Source organism: Bradyrhizobium sp. USDA 3364 (assembly GCF_054056355.1).
The window spans coordinates 5,323,709-5,342,234 of record NZ_JBSRYG010000002.1; the positions used below are offsets into that span (position 1 = coordinate 5,323,709).

General features: G+C 66.0%; 15 protein-coding genes. 9 read left to right on the plus strand and 6 right to left on the minus strand.

All coding sequences use genetic code 11. The annotated features are described in order from the left end of the window. Window positions 1-10: 10 nt before the first annotated feature. The 3 genes from pncB to ACVILL_RS25150 form a co-directional block, all read right to left on the minus strand. The gene (gene pncB / locus ACVILL_RS25140; protein ID WP_456731486.1) at window positions 11-1,315 is read right to left on the minus strand and encodes a nicotinate phosphoribosyltransferase; all 1,305 of its coding nucleotides are present in this window, start codon (window positions 1,313-1,315) and stop codon (window positions 11-13) included. Window positions 1,316-1,376: 61 nt separating this feature from the next. Further along, window positions 1,377-4,910, minus strand: a complete 3,534-nt coding sequence (locus ACVILL_RS25145; RefSeq protein ID WP_456731487.1) for a molybdopterin cofactor-binding domain-containing protein — start codon at window positions 4,908-4,910, stop codon at window positions 1,377-1,379. Continuing rightward, window positions 4,910-5,377, minus strand: coding sequence for a (2Fe-2S)-binding protein (locus ACVILL_RS25150; RefSeq protein WP_456731488.1), 468 nt, complete (start codon window positions 5,375-5,377; stop codon window positions 4,910-4,912). The genes ACVILL_RS25145 and ACVILL_RS25150 overlap by 1 nt, the downstream gene beginning before the upstream one ends. Before the next feature lie 276 nt (window positions 5,378-5,653). Between ACVILL_RS25150 and ACVILL_RS25155 the strand changes: the two genes are divergently transcribed. From ACVILL_RS25155 to ACVILL_RS25190, 8 genes are all read left to right on the plus strand, one after another. Beyond that, window positions 5,654-7,102, plus strand: a complete 1,449-nt coding sequence (locus ACVILL_RS25155) for a 6-hydroxynicotinate reductase (protein WP_456731489.1) — start codon at window positions 5,654-5,656, stop codon at window positions 7,100-7,102. Continuing rightward, window positions 7,099-8,007, plus strand: a complete 909-nt coding sequence (locus ACVILL_RS25160) for a UPF0280 family protein (RefSeq protein ID WP_456731490.1) — start codon at window positions 7,099-7,101, stop codon at window positions 8,005-8,007. Before ACVILL_RS25155 ends, ACVILL_RS25160 begins: the two co-directional genes overlap by 4 nt. 16 nt (window positions 8,008-8,023) lie before the next feature. Beyond that, entirely contained in the window at window positions 8,024-8,608 is a 585-nt protein-coding gene (locus tag ACVILL_RS25165; RefSeq protein WP_456731491.1) for an amino acid synthesis family protein, read from the plus strand. A gap of 28 nt (window positions 8,609-8,636) precedes the next feature. Then, complete coding sequence (locus tag ACVILL_RS25170) at window positions 8,637-9,851, plus strand: ABC transporter substrate-binding protein (RefSeq protein ID WP_456731492.1); 1,215 nt, start codon at window positions 8,637-8,639, stop codon at window positions 9,849-9,851. Window positions 9,852-10,003: 152 nt separating this feature from the next. Continuing rightward, window positions 10,004-11,896 (plus strand): ABC transporter permease, encoded by a 1,893-nt coding sequence (locus tag ACVILL_RS25175; protein ID WP_456731493.1) that lies wholly within the window; start codon window positions 10,004-10,006, stop codon window positions 11,894-11,896. Continuing rightward, a complete protein-coding gene (locus tag ACVILL_RS25180; RefSeq protein ID WP_456731494.1) occupies window positions 11,893-12,684 on the plus strand; it encodes an ABC transporter ATP-binding protein in 792 nt (263 codons plus the stop codon). Before ACVILL_RS25175 ends, ACVILL_RS25180 begins: the two co-directional genes overlap by 4 nt. Beyond that, the gene (locus tag ACVILL_RS25185) at window positions 12,681-13,385 is read left to right on the plus strand and encodes an ABC transporter ATP-binding protein (protein WP_456731495.1); all 705 of its coding nucleotides are present in this window, start codon (window positions 12,681-12,683) and stop codon (window positions 13,383-13,385) included. The genes ACVILL_RS25180 and ACVILL_RS25185 overlap by 4 nt, the downstream gene beginning before the upstream one ends. Before the next feature lie 16 nt (window positions 13,386-13,401). After that, on the plus strand, window positions 13,402-13,857 hold the full coding sequence (locus tag ACVILL_RS25190; RefSeq protein ID WP_016842448.1) for a MarR family winged helix-turn-helix transcriptional regulator: 456 nt from the start codon (window positions 13,402-13,404) through the stop codon (window positions 13,855-13,857). Between the two features lie 51 nt (window positions 13,858-13,908). Here the strand turns inward: ACVILL_RS25190 and ACVILL_RS25195 are convergent, their stop codons facing one another. The 3 genes from ACVILL_RS25195 to ACVILL_RS25205 all read right to left on the minus strand — a co-directional run bounded on the left by ACVILL_RS25195 (window position 13,909) and on the right by ACVILL_RS25205 (window position 17,450). Next, window positions 13,909-14,571, minus strand: coding sequence for a hypothetical protein (locus ACVILL_RS25195; protein WP_456731496.1), 663 nt, complete (start codon window positions 14,569-14,571; stop codon window positions 13,909-13,911). 2 nt (window positions 14,572-14,573) lie between these two features. After that, window positions 14,574-15,974: a selenium-binding protein SBP56-related protein gene (locus tag ACVILL_RS25200; RefSeq protein WP_456731497.1), complete on the minus strand. Its 1,401-nt coding sequence runs from the start codon at window positions 15,972-15,974 to the stop codon at window positions 14,574-14,576. A gap of 279 nt (window positions 15,975-16,253) precedes the next feature. Then, a complete protein-coding gene (locus ACVILL_RS25205; RefSeq protein WP_456731498.1) occupies window positions 16,254-17,450 on the minus strand; it encodes an amidohydrolase family protein in 1,197 nt (398 codons plus the stop codon). 172 nt (window positions 17,451-17,622) lie between these two features. Here ACVILL_RS25205 and ACVILL_RS25210 point away from each other — a divergent pair, with 172 nt between their 5' ends. After that, entirely contained in the window at window positions 17,623-18,396 is a 774-nt protein-coding gene (locus ACVILL_RS25210; RefSeq protein WP_456731499.1) for a ferredoxin--NADP reductase, read from the plus strand. The last annotated feature ends 130 nt before the right edge of the window (window positions 18,397-18,526 follow it).

The following is an 18,526-nucleotide window of genomic DNA, read 5'->3' on the forward strand; positions in this document are numbered from 1 at the left end:
TCGCGTCAGCCTAGACGTGAACTGCGGTGCGAACGCGGCCGACATTGCCGAACACGCGCAGATAACGCTCGACCTCGGACGGGATGCCGGTCGCCTTCTCCGGATTGTCGGAGAGTTTCACGGCGGGACGGCCGTCGACCGACGTCACCTTGCAGACGATCGAGATCGGATCGAGCTCGGCGGTGCCGTCCGGCGCACAGCCGACGAAATCGTTGGTAAGGTTGGTGCCCCAGCCGAAGCTGACGCGCACCCGGCCCTTGAAGTGGTGGAATGTCTCCTCGATCGAGCCGACATCCATCGCATCGGAGAACACCAGGAGCTTCTCCTTGGGATCGCGGCCCTTCTGCTTCCACCACTTGATGATCTCTTCGCCGGCCGTGATCGGCGGCGCGCTGTCGGGACGGAAGCCGGTCCAGTCGGCGACCCAGTCCGGCGCGTCGCGCAGGAACGGCTTGGTGCCGAACGCGTCGGGCAGCGCGATCAGGAGGTTGCCGCCATAGGTGTGGCGCCACTGGTCGAGGATGCGATAGGGCGCCCAGCGCAGCGCCTCGTCGTCATTGGCGAGCGCAGCGGCGACCATCGGCAGCTCATGCGCATTGGTGCCGATCGCTTCGAGGTCGTTGTCCATCGCCAGCAGCACGTTCGACGTTCCGGTGAACGAGGAGCCGAGGCCTTCCTTCACCGCCTCGACGCACCAGCGTTGCCACAGGAAGCCGTGGCGGCGGCGTGTGCCGAAATCGGACAGCCGCAGGCCGTCGAGCTTGCGCAGCCGCTCGACCTTGGTCCACAGCTTGGCCTTGGCGCGGGCGTAGAGCACGTCGAGCGCGAACCGGCCGTAGGTCTTGGTCGCGGCGCGCGAGCGCAGCTCGTTGAGGATCGCGAGCGCCGGGATCTCCCACATCGTGGTGTGGGTCCACGGCCCGTGGAAATGCAGCTCATACTGGCCGTCGACCTTGTGCAGCTCGTATTCGGGCAGGCGGAAGGTCGAGAGCCAGTTGATGAAATCGGGCGAGAACATCTGGGTCTTGCCGTAGAACGTGTTGCCGGCGAGCCAGATCAGTTCCTTCTTGGTGAAGCGGATGGTGCGGGCGTGGTCGAGCTGGGCGCGCAGCTCGCCCTCGTCGATGACCTCGGCGAGCTTGATATGGGTCGAGCGGTTGATCACCGAAAAGGTCGTGCGGGTGTCCGGATAGCATTCCCGGATCATCTGCTGCATCAACAGCTTGTAGAAATCGGTGTCCAGCAGGCTGCGGACGATCGGGTCGAGCCGCCAGCCGTGGTTATAGGTCCGGGTCGCGATATCTGTCACGGTCATGCGGGAACCTTAGCCTGCCCCGTGGCGCCCGCCCAGTGGGTATCGGGCGGAACATGGCAGGTCAGCGCGCTATGGTCTGCCGTATACGGCCGACCCTGGCCGTGACATCGGCCCAGGCCGGCTTGTCCGGGGCAAATTGGCTGCGGAGGAAGGTGACGAGTTCTGTGACCTGGCCATCGGTCATGCTGTCCTTGAAGGCCGGCATGTAGCCGAGATCGGTCACGGCCGGCCTGGCGATGCCGTGCAGGATCACCTGGATCAGATTGTCGGGGATGTCGCTGTGCAGGTTGCTGTTGAGCGCCAGCGACGGCCGGCTGCCGAACAGCGGCGGCCCGCCGACCTCATGGCAGACGGCGCAGGCGCCTTGATAGATCCGGGCGCCCGCCGAGGTGGCGGCGGTGACAACGGTGCCGGTCTTGAGTTTCGCGGCGAGCGCATCATGGGCCTGTCGGTCGGTGGTCGCGTTGAACGAGGCGAGGTAGACCGCCATCGCGCGGATGTCCTGATCGGGCACCGCGGCAAGCTCCTGCACGACCGGCGCCATCGGCCCCGCGGCGACGCCGTGCAGGTGGGACTCGCCGGTGCGCAGATAGGCGTAGAGCTCGTCCTCGCTCCACGGGATCGGCGCCTTCGACAGCGAGGTCAGCGCCGGCGCCTCCCAGCCCTCGGCGAAGCCGCCGGCGAGATAGGCCGCCTGCCGTTCGGCGCCCAGCGCATTGCGCGGCGAGTGGCAGGCGCTGCAATGGCCGAGACCCTCGATCAGATAGGCGCCGCGATTCCACATCTCCGATTTCGTGGGATCGGGCCGGAACGTGTTCGGCTGATGGAACAGCGCATTCCATCCGGCGAGCAGCGGCCGCAGGTTGAACGGAAAGGCGAGCGCGTTGGCCGGTGTCGCGGCGCGCACCGGCGCCTGCGCCATCAGATGGGCGTAGAGCGCCTGCAGATCGGCATCGGTGGTTTGGGCGAAATGTGTGTACGGGAATGCCGGGTAGAGATGACGCCCGTCGCGATGAATGCCCTCGCGCATCGCACGCTCGAAGGCGGGATAGGACCAGGCGCCGATACCGGTGTCGACGTCGGGCGTGATGTTGGTCGTGTAGATCGTGCCGAACGGCGTTTCGAGCGGCCGGCCGCCGGCGTTGGCTACGCCGTGCTCCGAGGTGTGGCAGACGGCGCAGGCGCCGAGCGCCGCAAGCTCCTTGCCGCGCGCGATCGTGGCAGCGGAATAGACCGAGGCATCGGGTCGAGCGATCGGCGCGATCGCGCGCCAGGGCAACACGGCCGCGCCGATCCCGATCGCTGCCACGCAGAGCGCCGCAATGCCGGCGAGCACGCCGCCGCGCTTCGCAAATGGATTCTGCCATCGGTTGAGATCAGCCGCCTGCGCAGGCGGAGGAAGCGGCGTGGACGCGACAGGCTGTTCGCCGCGCAAGCCTTTCAAAATGCGCTCCGGCGTGAACGGCAGCTCGCGGAAGCGGACGCCGGTCGCATCGTAGATCGCATTGGCGATCGCGGCCGCACTCGGCACCGAGGCGGACTCGCCGACGCCGAGCGGCGGCTGGTCCTGCCGCGGCAGCATCAGCACGTCGATCTTTGGCAGCTCCGGGAATTTGATGATGGGGTAGGCGCCCCATTCCCGCGCCGTCACCGCGCCGCGCTCGAACGAGACCTCCTCCATCAGCGCGCGGCTGGCCGACTGGATCACGTTGCCTTCGATCTGGTGCCGGACACCCTCGGGATTGATCATCAAGCCGGAGTCCTGGCCGGCGACGACGCGCGTCACGCTGACATCGCCGGTCGCCTTGTTCACGGCGACGTCGGCGATCCACGCCGACCATGCCGCGCCGTAGCCGGGAAACTTGCTGTGCACGTAGACCGCATAGGCAAAGCCGCGGCCGCGCACGATGTCGCCATCCGCCTCGGGCTCTTTCCACACCGGGCGCGGCGTCCATCCGGCGCGCTCTGCGACCGCGTTGACGAGGTCGACCGCGCGCTTGTCCTTCAAATAGCGCAGCCGGTATTCGATCGGGTCGACGTCGGCCTCGGCGGCAAGCTCGTCGATATAGGATTCATGCGCAAAGGTGTTCGGCAGCGCTGAGACGCCGCGAAACCACGACGCGCGCACGATCGGCGGCATGTCGTTGGCGACCACGCGCATGTTCTCGTAGTCGTAGGGCGGGATCGCGGTGCGGTCGCCCATCTCGGACACGGCCGCTTCAGGCGCGATCCGTCCGGTGAGCAAGAGCGCCAGCGTCGGCGCGCCATTCGACGGATAGCGCGTGGCAAAATCGTAAGCAGCGACGCTGCCGTCGGCATTGAGCCCGCCATTGACGTCCATCAACTGCGCGGTGCCCTTCGGCTCCCAGGCGTGCTCCTGCTCGCGGGTGAGCTGCACCCGCACCGGGCGGCCGACCGCGCGTGACAGCAGCAGCGCATCGGCGGAGACGTCGTCGGCGCAGTTGCGGCCGTAGCAGCCGGCGGCCTCCATCCTGATCACGTCGATCTCGGACTCCGGCCGCTGGATCAGGAGCGCCAGATCGCCGCACAGGATGTGCGGGTTCTGGGTGCCAGACCAGACCCGGATCGCGCCCTCGCTGTAGTCGGCGACCGCGCAGGAGGGGCCGATCGAGCCGTGCATCTGGTAGGGCCAGAGGTAGCTCCGATGCATCGGCTTGGCGGCCGCCTTGATCGCGGCATCGACGTCGCCCTTGTCGATCAGCTCGCGCGGCGTCGACGGATTGGCGCGCAGCGCCTGCTCGATGTCGGAGAGGTCGGTCAGCGCCGGACCGGGCTTCCACGTCACCTTGAGCCGCGCAGCGGCCCTGATCGCGTTCTCCTCGCGCTCGGCGACGACGCCGACGAAATCGCCGATCCGCACCACCGCGACCAGGCCGAGAATATCGCGTACCGAGGCTTCATCGACCGCGATCAGGCTGGTGCCGACGAACGGGCCGGCATCGACGCCGGCGTAGGGCGGGCGGACGACGCGGCCGTGCAGCATCCCGGGCACGCGCACATCATGGACGTAAACCAGCTCGCCGGTCGCCTTCGCGGGCAGGTCGACGCGCGGCACCGACTTGCCGACGACGGAATAGGCGCTCACTTCCTTGACCGGGACATCATCGGCGAGTTCGAGCCGGATGGTCTCGTCCGCGATCAGCTCGCCATAGCTGACGCTGCGGTTGTCGTGACCGCGGATCAGGCCGTCTTCGATCGTGAGTTCATCGACTGGCAGCTCCAGCCGCTCGGCCGCGCGCACGAGCAAAAAATGCCGCGCCTGCGCGGCGGCCTTGCGCAACGGAACGGCGGTGATCTGGATGGTTTCGCTCGCGATCGTCGCGCCTTGGTTCGGCACCACGGCGGTGTCGCCGAGGATCACGACGACGCGGGCGAAGGAGACGTCAAGTTCCTCGGCGACGATCTGCCCGAGCGCGGTGCGGATGCCGGTGCCGAGATCGACGTGGCCGTTATAGGCGTTCACCGAACCGTCAGCCGTGATGGTGATGAAGGTCTCGAATGCGCCTTCCGCGCCCAGCACCGCCGGGCGAACGACCGACAGCGAGCCGCGTTTGCGTTGTTCCGGACCCGCCATCAATCGCGCGCCTCGAGCGCATGGCCGGCGGCGCGCATCGCCGCGCGGATGATCTCGATATGCGCGCCGCAGCGGCAGAGATTGTAGCGCAGCGCCTCCAGCACCTCATGCTCGGACGGATGGGGATTGCGCGTGAGCAGCGCCTTGGTTGTGATGATCATGCCGTTGAGGCAGTAGCCGCACTGCGCGGCCTGTTCGCGGATGAAGGCGTCCTGCACGGGATCGGGATGCTCGCGCGAGCCGAGGCCCTCCAGCGTGACGATGCTGCGCCCGGCGCAGCCCTCGATCGGAATCACGCAGGCGCGCGCCGCGACGCCGTCGATCAGCACCGCGCAGGCGCCGCACTCGCCGAGCCCGCAGCCATATTTCGGTCCGTTCAGTGCGAGGTCGTTGCGCAGCACGTACAGCAATGCGGTGTCGGGAGCGGCGTCGACATCATGATTCCTGCCGTTCACGGTCAGGCGCATTGCCCCGGTTCTCCCCTGATGTTTGCGCCGCAACGTCGGCGTCAAATCGCGGAGGAGGATAACGTTTGTATACAAACGTGCAAGCGGCGGCATGCCGCGCTGCAGCGCCTGCACGCTTTATGAACAGGGTGCGCAAGCGAATGGCAGCGTTTGATTGCAAAGGCCGCTTGACAGGTCCGAAGCTCGCGCGCAGGATCATTCGTATACGAACGATATAGGCGGGGAGGCCGAAGGGCAGTATGATCGACCGCCGCCACAAGTCCAGGCTTGGTCACGATGGCTGACACAATGACCGTCGCCGCCGGCGACAAGATCCGCTGCGATGCCTGTCCGGTGATGTGCTACATCAAGCCGGGCGCGGCCGGCGCCTGCGACCGTTATGCCAATCACGACGGCACGCTGGTGCGCGTCGATCCGCATGTCGTGCTGGAGCGCACCGTCTCGCATGGCGGCAAGCTGGTTCCGTTCCAGGTCAGCGGCGACTGGGACGGCAAGATCGTCCGTCAGCCCGACCTCTTCGTCACCGCGATCGGCGCCGGGACCACCTATCCGGACTACAAGCCGGCACCCTTCATCGTGTCGTCGGAGGTCGATGGCGTCGACATGGTCACCGTGGTGACCGAGGGCATTTTCTCCTATTGCGGCGTCAAGGTGAAGATCGACACCGATCGCTATCTCGGTCCGGAGACCGCGACTGTTCGCGCGGACGGCGAGGCGGTCGGCCACGTCACGACCAGCGAATACGGCTCGCAGATGCTGTCGCTCGGCGGCGTGCATCATCTGACCGGCGGCTCCAAGAAGGAAGGCCGCGTCACCTGCGACACGCTGATGGATCTCTCCAACTGCAAGGCGGTGGAGCTGACGATCGATGGCGGCGCCACCGTCGTGGTGCAGGCGGGCCGGCCGCCGATCGTCAATGGTGTGGCAGAAGAGCGCATGCGGGTCGGCTGCGGCTCGGCGACCATCGGCATGTTCGCCAAGCAGTGGCATGGCAAAGTCGACGAGGTCGTGGTGGTCGACGACCACATCACCGGCGTGCTCAGCGAACACCAGGCCGGCAAGTTGCTCGACATTGCCGATACCGGCATCAAGATGAAGGGGCGCCGTTCGACGCCCGGCCGCTATTTCCAGGTCGCCGATCCCGGCACCGGATGGGGCGGCACCAACATCTCCGATCCGCTGTCGATCCTCGGTCCCTTCAATGCGAAGGAGGCACGGCCGGGACTCACCATGCTGATGGTGTCGACGACCGGCGAGCATGCATCCTACTACGTGCTCGACGAGACGCTGAAGCCGGTCGAGACCGAGATGCCCGCCGATCTCCGCTTCTCTGTCGAGCGCATCCAGGAGAATTGCGAGCCGGCGCTGTGCACCGTGCTGTTCATGGGCGGCGCGGGCGGATCGCTGCGCGCCGGGGTCACCGACAATCCGGTGCGGCTGACCCGCTCGGTCAAGGACGCGCTCACAAGGGTCACCAGCGGCGGTGCGCCGGTTTATGTCTGGCCCGGCGGCGGCATCACCTTCATGGTCGATGTCACGCAGATGCCGGCCGGCGCCTTCGGCTATGTGCCAACGCCGGCGCTGGTGGCGCCGATCGAGTTCACGATGAAGCTCTCGGACTACGCGGCGCTCGGCGGCCACATGGACTATGTCCGGCCGCTGTCGTCGCTGCGCGATAGCGCCGAGGTCCGGCCGATGCCGTATCTTCCCGGGCGGCGCGCATGAGAAGGCTCCCGCAAATCGCGCTTCTTCCTGACGGCAAGCGGCTGCATTTGCAGGACGGTCCCATTGATCTCGTCATCGAAGCCAAGGGCAGGGATGCCGACGTCAGCGCCGCCTATCGGGCTGCGGCCGAGCGCTTCACCGGCTTGCTGGACGAGCTCTGCGTGGAGCTGGCCGCGCTGCGCAGTGCGGCGGATCCGCAGCGGTGCGTGCTGAAGGGTGTGGTCGCGCGGCGCATGCATGCGGCGGTCGTGCCGTTTGCCGCCGATTGTTTCATCACGCCGATGGCCGCCGTCGCGGGCTCAGTCGCCGAGGAAATCCTCGGCGCGATGCTGAGCGCCGCGACGCTCGACCGCGCCTATGTCAACAATGGCGGCGACATTGCCCTGCATCTCGCGGGTGGCGAACAGTTCACCGTCGGCCTGATGGACCGGCCGGACCGCCATGGCGTGATGCGCACCATGACCATCGATGCCGACATGCCGGTTCGCGGGATCGCGACCAGCGGTCGCCACGGCCGCAGCTTCTCGCTCGGCATCGCCGACGCCGTCACCGTGCTGGCGCGGACGGCGTCGCAGGCTGATGCCGCGGCGACGGTGATCGCCAATGCGATCGATCTGCCCGATCATCCCGCGATCCTGCGGCTTCCTGCGGTTGAATTGCAGCCCGACAGCGACCTCGGCGTACGGTTGGTGACTCGTGATGTCGGACCTCTGGCGGAACACGAGATCGAGCAGGCACTGGAGGCGGGGGCGGCGCGGGCGCGCGACCTCCTGATGTCGGGATTGATCGAGGGCGCGGCATTGCGTCTACTGGGCGAAACGCGGCTTGTCGGTGCATCTGGAAACGGGACGCCGGCGTCGCACGCGTTTCAAAGACGAACGTCAGAAATCATGCTGCGGGCATGACCGGGAGCGAGGCAAGATGAGCGCCGTCATTCGCAAGATCGTCACCGTGGTCGAGGAGACCCATCTGGAGATGGGCAAGACCATTGCGCCGCCGACAAGGCGCGCCGCCGCGATTGCCGTGATCGAAAACCCCTTTGCCGGCCGCTATGTCGAGGATCTGTCGCCGCTGATCGCGATTGGCGAGGAACTCGGCGAATTGCTGTCGAAGCGGGCGGTCGCCGCGCTCGGCATCGACGGCGCCAGGGCGCACAGCTACGGCAAGGCCGCCGCCGTCGGCGAGAATGGCGAACTCGAGCACGCGGCCGCGATCCTGCATCCGAAGATGGGCGCGCCGGTGCGGAAGGTGCTGTCCAAGGGCGCGGCGCTGATCCCGTCGTCGAAGAAGCGCTCGGGTCCCGGGACCACGCTGGACATTCCGCTCGGGCACAAGGACGCGGCTTTCGTGCGCAGCCATTTCGACGGCATGGAGGTGCAGATCAACGACGCGCCGCGGGCCAACGAGATCATGGTCGCGGTGGCTGTCACCGACAGCGGACGGCCGCTGCCGCGGGTCGGCGGGCTGACGGTTGACGAGATCAAAGGCGAAGACGGATTGCGATAATCTCTTCGAAGAAGAACTGGAGGACGGGATGCGTGGTTATTTCGTAGGGGCGGGATTGGCGATCGCGGTCGCGGCCATGGCAACGGGCGCCATGACGACGCAGGCCATGGCGCAGAGCGAAATCAAGATCGGCGAGATCAACTCCTATTCCTTGCTGCCGGCGTTCACCGAGCCCTATCGCAAGGGCTGGCAGCTTGCGGTGGAGGAGATTAATGCGGCCGGCGGCATCAACGGCAAGAAGCTCGTCGTCATTTCCAAGGATGACGGCGGCAAGCCGGCGGATGCGCAGACCGCGGCGAACGAGTTGGTGTCGAGCGAGAACGTCGCGATGCTGACGGGCACGTTCCTTTCCAACATCGGCCTCGCGGTCTCTGACTTCGCGAACCAGAAGAAGGTGTTCTTCCTCGCCGCGGAGCCGCTGACCGACGCCATCACCTGGTCGAAGGGTAACCGCTACACGTTCCGCCTGCGGCCGTCGAACTACATGCAGGCGGCAATGCTTGTGGAAGAAGCCGCGAAACTTCCCGCAAAACGCTGGGCGACGATCGCGCCGAACTATGAATACGGCCAGTCGGCGGTTGCGGTGTTCAAGAAGCTGATGTCGGAAAAGCGGCCCGATATCCAGTGGGTCGACGAGCAGTGGCCGCCGCAGGGCAAGATCGACGCCGGCCCGGTGGTGCAGGCGACTGCCGCAGCAAACCCGGAGGCAATCCTCAACGTCACCTTCGGCGCCGACCTGGTCAAGCTCGTGCGCGAAGGCAACACCCGCGGCCTGTTCAAGGGCCGCACCGTGGTGAGCTTCCTGACCGGCGAGCCGGAATATCTCGATCCGCTGAAGGACGAGACGCCGGAGGGCTGGATCGTCACCGGCTATCCCTGGTATTCGATCAAGACGCCGGAGCACGACGCCTTCCTGAAGGCCTACCAGGCCAAGTACAACGACTATCCTCGGCTCGGCTCGATCGTCGGCTACCAGACCATCAAGGCGGCGGCGGCGATCCTCGCCAAGGCGGGCTCGAGCGATCCCGAGAAGCTGATCGCGGCGGCGGAAGGCATCTCGATGCCTTCGCCGTTCGGTGAGATCACCTTCCGCAAGATCGATCACCAGTCGACGCTCGGGGCCTTCACCGGCAAGACCGCGCTGAAGGACGGCAAGGGCATCATGGTCGACACCGCCTATCGCAAGGGCTCGGACTATCTGCCGAGCGATGCCGAGATCGAGAAGCTGCGGCCGAAGGATTGAGGTCGCGAACATCGTGGGGCCTCATTGTTCGGGACGCGCGGCGTCGCCGCGCTCCTCACCATGAGGGTCTTGCACCTCATCCTGAGGCGGCGCGGAGCGCCGTCGCGAAGGATGAGGCCCTTGACGCAAATTCACGCTAGAGCGAATTGCCCATGGCCTTTTACGTCGTCCAGTTCCTGACCGGTCTTGCCAGCGCGGCGTCGCTGTTCCTGGTCGCTTCGGGCCTGTCGATCATCTTCGGCGTGACGCGAATTGTGAATTTCGCGCATGGTGCGTTCTACATGCTCGGTGCCTATGTCGCCTTCACGCTGACCGAGCGCTTCTCGGGCGCGTTCGGATTCTGGGGCGGCATCGTCGTGGCGGCGCTGGCGGTTGCTGCGATCGGCGTGCTGGTCGAGATGGTGCTGCTGCGCCGGATCTACCATTCGCCCGAGCTGTTCCAGCTGCTCGCGACCTTCGGCCTCACGCTGATGGTCGAGGACCTCGTGGTGCTGATCTGGGGCCCGGACGATCTGGTCGGCCGCCGCGCGCCGGGCTTCAAGGGCGCGATCGATTTCTTCGGGCAGAATGTTCCAAGCTATGATCTGTTTCTGATCGTGCTCGGGCCGGTGGTGCTCGGTGTGCTCTGGCTGTTGTTCCAGCGCACCCGCTGGGGCGTTCTGGTGCGCGCGGCGACGCAGGACCGCGACATGGTTGCGGCACTCGGCGTCAATCAGAAATGGCTGTTCACCAGCGTGTTCGCACTCGGCGTCTTCCTCGCCGCGCTTGGCGGCGCGCTGCAAATTCCGCGCGACGCGGTCAATCACGCGATGGATCTGCGGGTCATCGTCGAGGTCTTCGTCGTGGTCGTGATCGGCGGCCTCGGCAGCATCATCGGCGCGTTCGTCGCGGCCGTTCTCGTCTCGGAGCTCAACGCCTTCGGCATCCTGATCTTCCCGAAGATCTCCATCATCCTGGTGTTCCTGGTGATGGCGGTGGTGCTGATCGTCCGTCCGTGGGGTTTGTTCGGCAAGCCGGAGGCGCCGGCGCGGCGTACGCCCGGGCTCACCGTCAATCCGTGGCGGCCGCTGACCACGAATGAGCGGCTCGCCGCGATCGCCGCGCTCGTCGTCGCCGCCGCGCTGCCGTTCGTCGCCGGCAATTATTTGCTCACCGTCGGCTCCGAGATCGCGATCTTCGTGATCTTCGCCGTCAGCCTGCACTTCCTGATGTCGGTCGGCGGGCTCGCCTCGTTCGGCCACGCCGCCTATTTCGGCCTCGGCGCCTATGGCGTGGCGCTGCTCGCCAAGATGGCGGGCCTGCCGATGATCGCTTGCCTGCTGCTCGGCCCGCTGCTCGGACTGCTCGGCGCCGCCGTGTTCGGCTTCTTCGCGGTGCAGCTCTCGGGCGTCTATTTCGCGATGCTGACCTTGGCCTTTGCCCAGATCGTGTGGTCGATCGCGTTCCAATGGGTGTCGGTTACCGGCGGCGACAACGGCATTCTCGGCGTCTGGCCCTCGAGCTGGGCGGCGAGCCCGTCGCATTTCTACTGGTTGTCGCTCGGCATCGCCGCGCTCGCGGTCGTCATCCTGCGCATCATCGTGTTCTCCCCCTTCGGCTTCGCGCTGCGCGCGACGCGCGACTCTCCGCTGCGCAGCGAAGCGATCGGCATCAACGGCAAGCGCATCCAGTGGACCGCCTTCGTGATCGCGGGCACGGTCGCCGGCCTTGCCGGCGCGCTGTTCGCCTATCTCAAGGGCAGTGTCTTCCCCGACAACATGGGCATCTCGCTGTCGGTCGATGCGCTGGTCATGGTGCTGCTCGGCGGCGTCGAGACGGTGTCGGGCGCGGTGGTCGGCGCCATCGTCTACAAGGCGCTCAACATCTGGCTGGTCAGCCAGACCGATTGGTCGAAACTCGTGCTCGGCGCCTTCGTCGTGCTGATCGTGGTCGCCTTCCCGAAGGGCATCGTCGGCACATTGGAATCTTTCATGCATCGCCGCCGCAAATCCGCATCAACGGCGTCGTCGCCCTTGCTGACCTCCCGCATCGAGAGCGCCGAATGAGCATGGTTCCCACATTGCTGTCGGTCGAGGGGCTGACCAAATCCTATGGCGGCGTGCACGCCGTGCGCGGCGTCTCGTTCGAATTGCGCGCCGGGGAGATCCTGGCGCTGATCGGGCCGAACGGTGCGGGCAAGAGCACTTGCTTCGACATGCTCAATGGCCAGAACATTCCCGATAGCGGCCGCATCCGCGTGCTGGGCGCCGAGACCACCGGCAAGAAGCCGCGCGTGATCTGGCGCATGGGCGTCGGCCGCACCTTCCAGATCGCGGCGACATTCCCGACCATGACGGTGCGCGAGAACGTGCAGGTCGCGCTGGTCTCGCACGGCGGGCAATTGTTCAATCTGTGGGCTTCGACCGCGCGTCACGCCCGCGACGAGGCCGGGCGGCTGCTCGACCTGGTGGGCATGGGCGCCTACGCGGAGCGGCCCTGCGGCGAGCTCGCCTATGGCGATGTCAAGCGTCTGGAGCTGGCGATCGCGCTCGCCAACCAGCCGAAGCTATTGCTGATGGACGAGCCGACCGCCGGCATGGCGCCGCGCGAGCGCGTCGACCTGATGCGGCTGACGGCGCGGATCGCGCGCGAGCAGTCGATCGGCGTGCTGTTCACCGAGCACGACATGGACGTGGTGTTCGAGCATGCCGACCGCATCCTGGTGCTGAACCGCGGCAGCCTGATCGCCGAAGGCTCGCCCGAGGAAGTGCGCGGCAACGCCCAGGTGCGGGCGATCTATCTCGGCGAAGGCCTTGTCTATGATGCCCGGCACCGCGAGGGAGCATCGGCATGAAGCTCACGGTGAAGGACCTCAACAGCTTCTACGGCCCGGCGCATATCCTGTTCGACATCGCGCTCGAGGTCGGCGAGGGCGAGGTGGTGGCGTTGCTCGGCCGCAACGGCGCCGGCAAGTCGACCACGTTCCGCTCCATCGTCGGCCTGGTCGAGAACCGCTCCGGCCGCGTGATGTTCGAGGGCAGGGACGTCTCTGATCTGCCGACGCATGCGATCGTGCGCGGCGGGCTCGGCTATGTGCCGGAGGAACGGCGCATCTTCACCGACCTCACGGTTGAAGAAAATCTCGAGGTCGGCCGCCAGCCGAAGCGGGCGGGTGCGCCGCAATGGGACCGCGACAAGCTGTTCAAGCTGTTTCCCAATCTCGGCGAGATGCGCGGCCGGCCCGGCGGGCGGATGAGCGGTGGCGAGCAGCAGATGCTGACCATCGCGCGCACGCTGATGGGCAATCCGTCGCTGGTGCTGCTCGACGAGCCCTCGGAGGGCCTGTCGCCGAAGATCGTCGAGCAGATGGTGGATGCGATCCTGGCGATGAAGAAGGAGGGCGTCAGCATCGTCGTCTCCGAGCAGAATCTGCATTTCGCCCGGCTGATCTCGGATCGCGCCTACATCATCGAGCGCGGCCGGATCTGCTTCGGCGGCACCATGGCCGAACTCGATGCGCGTCCGGATATCCGCGACGCGCATCTGTCGCTGTAAGGGGCGGGGTTAAACAATGGCGAGGAGTGCTGCACAGAAGCGAAGCGTCAAGGCGACGAAACCGGGGTACGTGCTGGACGAGCAGATCGGCTTCATCCTGCGCCAGGTGTCGCAGCGCCACGCGGTGATCTTCGCCCGCGAGATCGGCATCAACCTGACGCCGACGCAGTGGGCGGCGCTGTCGAAGCTGTCGGAGGTCGGGGCCTGTTCGCAGAACCAGCTCGGGCGGCTGACCTCGATGGACGTTGCGACCATCAAGGGCGTGATCGATCGCCTGACCGCACGCGGCCTGACCGAGACTGCGCCCGATCCCGATGATGGTCGCCGGCTGCTGGTGAGCCTGACGCGCGCCGGCCAGCAGATGGCCGACAAGGCCGCACCGAATGCGCTTGTCATTTCCAGGGAGACACTGGCGCCGCTCGACGCCAAGGAGCGCGAGACCCTGATCGCGCTGCTCGGGAAATTGCGGTGATCTTACCCCTCCAGGGGAGGATGAAGAGAGTGCCACAGGATCGCGCCCGGACTACGTCGCAAGCGCCAGCGCGATGGCGCCGACCAGCACGAGGCTGATGGCCCAAACCCTATCTAGGTTGAACCAGCTCCGGGATACGAATTTGAGGCCGAGATAGCGGTAGACCAGCCACGCCAGGGAGCCCCCGGCGGCGATCATCGCGCCGGCGTGGACGACTGAGACCAATACGGCCATCGAGAGATTGGCGTCGATCAGCGAGCCGGCGGCAGCGTGAGCCTTGTCGGGATCGGCCAGCTGGCAGAGCCCGAGATAGATCGGCACCAGCATCAGCGCCGCGCCGTGGGCGATCGCCACGGCGAACGACCACAGCCCCAATTGAGCCGGGGGTATCCGCGCCAGGGCCCTCGGATGGCGCTGGTCGACAAGCCGGTAGATGCCGAAGCCGATGACGACGCAGCTCGCGCCGATTCGGATCGCGCGTTGCCATTCGACGAGGGCGACCAGCATCGCGAATGGCAGCAGCACGACCAGCATCGCGAGCAGGTGCCCGACCGCGAGCGGGCCGAGGGCCGCCACCAGTGCGCGCGAATTCCGTTGCATCAATCCGGCGGACACGGCGAGCGGCCAGCCCATTCCCGGGTTGAGCCCGTGATAGAGGCCGCTTGCGATGACCGCCAGCCACAGCCAGGCCGGAGTCCAGTCGGCTGCACTCACATTCAGGCCGACGGATAGCAGAACGAGTCGGTCGAGCAGTCGCCGCCGTCGAGCCGGATCTGGTGTGCCCGGTAGCCGTCGGGGAAGCTGACGAAGTAGTCCTTCGCCAGCTCGAGGCCTCCGCCCGGGCTTGCATTCGCCATCACCTCGGCGCCGGGAATGCCTTGCGGATAGAACTGGTCGTCCCAGCTCGAATACAGCGAATTGGTCCAATAGACCCGCTTGCCGTCGCGGCTGATCTCGACCATCTGCGGTCCGCCGGCAAAGGCCTGCCCGTTCGGGTGCGGCGCGCGGTGAACGATGCCGCCGATGCGGACCGATCCCGCGAGCTTCGGCTTTCGCGGATCGCTGACATCGTATTGACGCATCTCGCCGGTGCCCCAGCAGGCGACATAGAGAAACTTGTCGTCCATCGACAGGTCGATGTCGGTCACCAGCGGTGGCACCGCGCCGAATCCCTGCAGCAGCGGCGGCAACTGGTCCTTCGACGCCGGCTCGGGCGAAATCGTTGCCGTCTTCTCGATGTGAAACTTGCCGCCCTCGCGCCACCAGGTCCAGATCGACCCTTCGAGGTTGGTGGTGTCGACCACGACGCCGACAAAGCCGTATTCGCGAACCGGATCGTGGGCCGGCCGGACCTCCAGCGCCATCTGATGGTTGGCGCCGAGGTCGATGGTCTGGACGTTGCGCCGGGCGCGCAAGTCCCAGAAATGCAGCCGATGGCCATATTTGTTCGACAGCAGATCCTCCGGCACGATTCCGTTCTCGAACTGCGGCGGCAACGCCCACTCGCTGCTCACCATGTAGTCGCGCGGCAGGTTCCACCAGAAGTCATAATGCTTGGTCTGGGGGCCGCGATCGATCTCCCAGCGGCCGAGGACCTCGAAGGTCTCGCAGTCCATGATGAAGATGCCGGGCGGCCCGTCGGTGCCATCCTTGCCGCTGCCGCCGAGCGTGCTGACATAGATGCCTTCCGGTCCGCAGTGAATCGTGTGCGGCCGCGAGTAGCCGGTCTTCTTGAAGACCTCCTCGGGCTCGATGATCTTGTGCAGCTTCGCCTGCGTCGGATCCGGCTTGGTGTCGACGATATAGATCCGGGAGGATCGCATGCCGGGGATGATGAGATAGCGACGCTCGAGGAAGGCGTGTCCGGCAAGCGGCGACAGCGCCGACGAGCAGGCATTCCAGCCGAAATGGTGGAACTCGTCGCCCTTGTTCGGCATCGTGATAGTGTGGACGATCTTGCTGTAGCTCGGAGAGCCGCGCCTGACGTCGATCACGGCGAGCGCATCCGGCTTTGAAGCATCCGGACTGAGCAGCACGGTGTAGGCAAAATTCTCCGCAGGCGCCTCCATCGCGAGCCTCGGCGACGCGTGGAACGTGGGATCTGGCCTCATCGTCATCGTGCTGCCTCCTGATTGCCTGGTATGAACCAACACAGCGGCGGCGTGCAGCAGCAAGAACTATTCCGGATCGAAGAACGCCTCTTGCGAGTGCAGCCGGCCAGATTTGCTCACGGTCAGGATACACCGCAATGGTGACAGGTGGAAGGAACGTTCCTGACCCAACGTACGGGCCAAGCCGAGCGAAACGCCGCACCGCGTAACGCGAAGAAGCGTGTGACGCTGATCCGCTCGGCAAATTCCGATCCTCCCCTCCAGGGGAGGAAAGGGAAGCACCCCTTACTTCGCCACGATCTCCGGTACCTTGCCTGCGGGTGGCGTGTTGCGGCTGCGCTGGGTGCGGACGATGCCGTCGATGATAGTCATGCCGATGCCCGGAAGATCGCCGAGCTGAACGCTCTCCAGGATGTTCTTGCCCGGCGAATGCTGCGCCTTGTCCATCAGCACGAAATCCGCGGAGCGGCCGACGTCGATCAGGCCGCAATCGAGCTCGCGCATCCGCGCGGTGTTGCCGGTCGCAAGGCAGAACGCCAGCTCGGCGGGCAGCTCGCCGAGCGAGGACAACAGCGAGACCATCCGCAAAATGCCGAGCGGCTGCACGCCGGAGCCGGCCGGCGCGTCGGTGCCGAGGATGACGCGATGCAGATCGCCCATCTCGCGCGCGGTGCGCAGCGTGAACAGCGCCGAACGCTCATTGCCGTTGTGCACGAGCTCGAGCCCGCGCTTGCAGCCCTCGCAGATGCAGCGGATCTGGTCGTCGGGCAGCGCCGTGTGGCCGCCATTGATGTGACCGACCACGTCGGTATCGGCCTCCAGCACCACGTCCTTGTCGATCAGGCCCGAGCCCGGGATCGACGGGCCGCCGGTATGGATCGTGCTTTGAATGCCGTACTTGCGCGCCCAGCCGACCATTTTCCGCGCCGTCGGCCCGTCCTTCACGCCACCGAGCCCGACCTCGCCGAGCAGCTTGACGCCGGCGGCGGCCATTTCCTTGAAATCGTCCTCGACCATCTCGCATTCGATCACGGGCGCGCCGGCATGCACCTTCACGCCGCCTGGACGCAGCGTCCAGAATGCGCGCTGCGCGAAGATCGCCATCGCCTTCACCCCGACCACGTCGCGCGGCCGCCCGGGCATGTGCACCTCGCCGGCGGAGATCATGGTGGTGACGCCGCCATGCAGGTAGCTGTCGATCCAGTTGATCTGGTTCTGCCGCGGCGTCCAGTCGCCGGCGACGGGGTGGACGTGGCTGTCGATCAGGCCGGGCGCGACCGTCGTTCCCATGGCGTCGACGATGGTGGTGGCGTCTTCGGTGTCGACGTCCTTGAGACGGCCGATCGCAGTGATCTTGCCGTTCTCGGCGACGATGGTATCGGCGTCCAGGATCGGCTTCTCCAGCGCTCCCGACAGCAATAGCCCGATATTGCGGATCACCAGCTTGCTGGGGCCGGTGGCCTGGGGCGCGTCGTGAGCCATGGGTGTTTTCCTTCTGTTTTCTTTCCGGAATTGCCCGGGAATTTGAGCCCGGCTTGACTTTTCGATCAAGCCGGATTATTCGTTTGTATACGAATGATCGTATACAAACGATCCGGCCGGTCAACGAGGTCCAAATCCTCCTCCGCCGCAGCACAAATCAAGGGTTGGTGCGATGAGCAATTTCAACCAGGAAAGCGTCCTCAGCGTCCATCACTGGACCGACACGCTGTTCTCCTTCAAGACCACGCGCAATCCGTCGTTCCGCTTCCGCAACGGCGAGTTCACCATGATCGGGCTCAAGGTCGGCGAGAAGCCGCTGCTGCGGGCCTACAGCGTCGCCAGCGCCAACTACGAGGACACGCTGGAATTCTTCTCGATCAAGGTTCCGGACGGCCCGCTGACCTCGCGCCTCCAGCACCTCAAGGAAGGCGACGAGATCATCGTCAGCCGCAAGGCCACCGGGACGCTCGTCATCGACAACCTCGAGGACGGCCGCAATCTTTATCTCATCGGAACCGGCACCGGGCTCGCGCCGTTCCTCAGCGTGATCAAGGATCCCGAGACCTATGACCGCTTCGAGAAGGTCGTGCTGCTGCACGGCTGCCGCCGGGTCAAGGAGCTCGCCTATGGCGAGATGATCACCGAGAGGCTGCCGCAGGACGAATTGATCGGCGAGCTGGTGCGCGACCAGCTGATCTACTACCCAACCGTGACGCGCGACCCGTTCCGCAACCGCGGCCGCATCACCGACCTCATCACCTCGGGCAAGCTGTTCACCGATATCGGCCTGCCGGCGCTCGATGCCGCCCATGACCGCGTCATGATCTGCGGCTCGCCGGCGCTGGTTGCCGACACCCGCACGCTGCTGAACGGCCGCGGCTTCGTCGAAGGCAATCACGGCGAGCCGGCGCAGTTCGTGGTGGAGAAGGCGTTCGCCGAGCGCTGAGCTTCGTATTCCTTGCACTGACTGCCAGCCCCGTCATTGCGAGGAGCGAGCGACGAAGCAATCTATCTCTCCGCGCGGTTGGAAAGATGGATTGCTTCGCTGCGCTCGCATTGACGCGGATGGGGCTATT

Bases quoted from the DNA above. Each gene is read 5' to 3' on its own strand.
- ACVILL_RS25165 (WP_456731491.1), top strand. From the start codon at position 8,024: ATGAGCGCCGTCATTCGCAAGATCGTCACCGTGGTCGAGGAGACCCAT.
- ACVILL_RS25200 (WP_456731497.1), bottom strand. From the start codon at position 15,974: ATGACGATGAGGCCAGATCCCACGTTCCACGCGTCGCCGAGGCTCGCG.
- pncB (WP_456731486.1), bottom strand. From the start codon at position 1,315: ATGACCGTGACAGATATCGCGACCCGGACCTATAACCACGGCTGGCGG.
- ACVILL_RS25190 (WP_016842448.1), top strand. From the start codon at position 13,402: ATGGCGAGGAGTGCTGCACAGAAGCGAAGCGTCAAGGCGACGAAACCG.
- ACVILL_RS25185 (WP_456731495.1), top strand. From the start codon at position 12,681: ATGAAGCTCACGGTGAAGGACCTCAACAGCTTCTACGGCCCGGCGCAT.
- ACVILL_RS25210 (WP_456731499.1), top strand. From the start codon at position 17,623: ATGAGCAATTTCAACCAGGAAAGCGTCCTCAGCGTCCATCACTGGACC.
- ACVILL_RS25175 (WP_456731493.1), top strand. From the start codon at position 10,004: ATGGCCTTTTACGTCGTCCAGTTCCTGACCGGTCTTGCCAGCGCGGCG.
- ACVILL_RS25145 (WP_456731487.1), bottom strand. From the start codon at position 4,910: ATGGCGGGTCCGGAACAACGCAAACGCGGCTCGCTGTCGGTCGTTCGC.
- ACVILL_RS25160 (WP_456731490.1), top strand. From the start codon at position 7,099: ATGAGAAGGCTCCCGCAAATCGCGCTTCTTCCTGACGGCAAGCGGCTG.
- ACVILL_RS25170 (WP_456731492.1), top strand. From the start codon at position 8,637: ATGCGTGGTTATTTCGTAGGGGCGGGATTGGCGATCGCGGTCGCGGCC.
- ACVILL_RS25150 (WP_456731488.1), bottom strand. From the start codon at position 5,377: ATGCGCCTGACCGTGAACGGCAGGAATCATGATGTCGACGCCGCTCCC.
- ACVILL_RS25155 (WP_456731489.1), top strand. From the start codon at position 5,654: ATGGCTGACACAATGACCGTCGCCGCCGGCGACAAGATCCGCTGCGAT.
- ACVILL_RS25180 (WP_456731494.1), top strand. From the start codon at position 11,893: ATGAGCATGGTTCCCACATTGCTGTCGGTCGAGGGGCTGACCAAATCC.
- ACVILL_RS25205 (WP_456731498.1), bottom strand. From the start codon at position 17,450: ATGGCTCACGACGCGCCCCAGGCCACCGGCCCCAGCAAGCTGGTGATC.